Source organism: Mycobacterium sp., assembly GCF_049683935.1.
In the GTDB taxonomy this organism is placed as follows: Bacteria; Actinomycetota; Actinomycetes; order Mycobacteriales; family Mycobacteriaceae; genus Mycobacterium.
Genome location: NZ_JBAUJR010000066.1, coordinates 1 through 1,717, shown reverse-complemented (window position 1 = coordinate 1,717; position 1,717 = coordinate 1). Strand labels below are relative to the sequence as shown.

The 1,717-nt window shown below is 70.2% G+C and carries 3 protein-coding genes; 2 read left to right on the top strand and 1 reads right to left on the bottom strand.

Annotated features, from left to right (window positions below; translation table 11 throughout):
- A partial coding sequence (locus WA965_RS03600; RefSeq protein WP_526447090.1) for an alpha/beta fold hydrolase occupies positions 1-384 on the top strand: 384 nt, incomplete at its 5' end.
- 15 nt (positions 385-399) lie between these two features.
- A complete protein-coding gene (locus tag WA965_RS03595) occupies positions 400-1,140 on the top strand; it encodes an SIMPL domain-containing protein (RefSeq protein WP_526301431.1) in 741 nt (246 codons plus the stop codon).
- Between the two features lie 10 nt (positions 1,141-1,150).
- Here the strand turns inward: WA965_RS03595 and WA965_RS03590 are convergent.
- Positions 1,151-1,717 (bottom strand): molybdopterin dinucleotide binding domain-containing protein (locus WA965_RS03590; RefSeq protein ID WP_526447088.1); only part of this gene is annotated, 567 nt, incomplete at its 5' end.

Here is a 1,717-nt window from a genome sequence, read left to right as displayed (position 1 = left end):
GCCGGGCCGCAGGGGTTCCTCGACCGCATCCCGGAGCCGGGTGGCCTTCCGGACTGGCTCAGCCCGGCCGACTTCGGGGTCTACGTCGAGGAGTTCACCTGCCACGGGTTCACCGGCCCGCTGAACTGGTACCGGTGTTTCGACCGCAACTGGGAGCTGACGGCCGAGCCACCGGCCGCGACGATCGAGGCGCCCGCGCTGTTCATCGGCGGCACCGCCGACGCCACGCTGGCGTACACCCCGCGGCACCGCGCCCGCGAGGTCGTCTCCGGCGAGTACCGCGAGCTGATGATCGACGGGGCCGGCCACTGGCTGACCGAGGAGCGCCCACACGACATCAGCCGGGCGCTGCTCGACTTCTTCGCGGATTCGTTTCCCCGATGACCTAGGGTGCCAGGAATGTCGATCGCACCGGGAGTGAAGACGGCCAGGACCAAGCTCATGTGCCTCGCCGCGGCGGGCGCCGCAGCCGCTGCGCTGACCGCGTGTGATGCCCAGCCGGGCCCGACGCTGACCCCCGATGCCGACACCCGCCAGGTGACGGTCGTCGGCGCCGGGCAGGTCCAGGGCTCGCCCGACACATTGACCGTGAACGCGTCGATGGAGTTCCTGGCACCCGATGCCACCGGCGCGATGAACCAGACCAACGAGCGTCAGCAGGCCGTCATCGACGCGCTCGTCGAACTCGGTATCGACCGCAACGACCTGGCGACCACCCAGGCCGACCTGCAGCCGCAGTACGGCGCAGACGACACCACCATCGCCGCCTACCGCGCCACCAACTCGATCAACGTGACGATCCGGGACCTCGACCTGGCCTCGGACGCGATCGGGCTGATCGTCAGCACCGGCGGCAACGCCACCCGGATCAACTCGATCAGCTACTCCATCGAGGACGATTCGCAGTTGGTGCGCGACGCCAGGGCCCGGGCGTTCGAGGACGCCAAGGACCGCGCCGAACAGTACGCGGAGCTCTCGGGCCTCGATCTCGGCAGCGTCATCTCGATCTCGGAGACGGGCGGCCCGACACCGCCTATCCCGATGCAGGCGCCGCGGGGAATGATGGAGGCCGCCGTTCCGCTCGAGCCGGGTCAGCAGACGGTCGGCTTCTCGGTGACCGTCATCTGGGAACTGACCTGATCTCCAGTACCTAGCCGGGACTCACGACCACCGGAATTCCGTTGAGCACCGCGGTGCCGGAGAGCGGGTCCAGCGCCGTGCCGTCGTTGAGCTGGTTGACGTTGACCCCGGGCTGACCGGCGGCGAGCTTCTGCCCGGTTCCGTCCCGGTCGTGTCCCCAGCCGTGCGGCAGCGACAGCACCCCGCGGCGGATGTCTTCGGTGACCTCGATCGGCACCACCAATTCGCCGCCAGAGCCCTTGACCACGGCGGTGTCGGACAGCCCGAGTTCGGCGGCGTCGTCGGGGTGGATCCGCAGGGTGCACCGGTTCGTGCCGCCGGCCAGCGCGGGCAGGTTGTGCATCCAGCTGTTGTTGGACCGCAGGTGCCGGCGACCGATGAGGACGAACCCGCCGCTGCGGTGCCCCAGCGAGTCACGCAGGCGCTGCGCATCGGCGATCAGCTGGGGCGGCGCGAGCTCGATCAGGCCCGAGGGGGTGCGCAGCAGATCGGGCAGTCGCGGCTGCAGCGGCCCCAGATCGATGCCGTGCGGTGCCGCTGTGTGGCGTTGCTGGGTCAGACCGTCCGGCCGGGCACC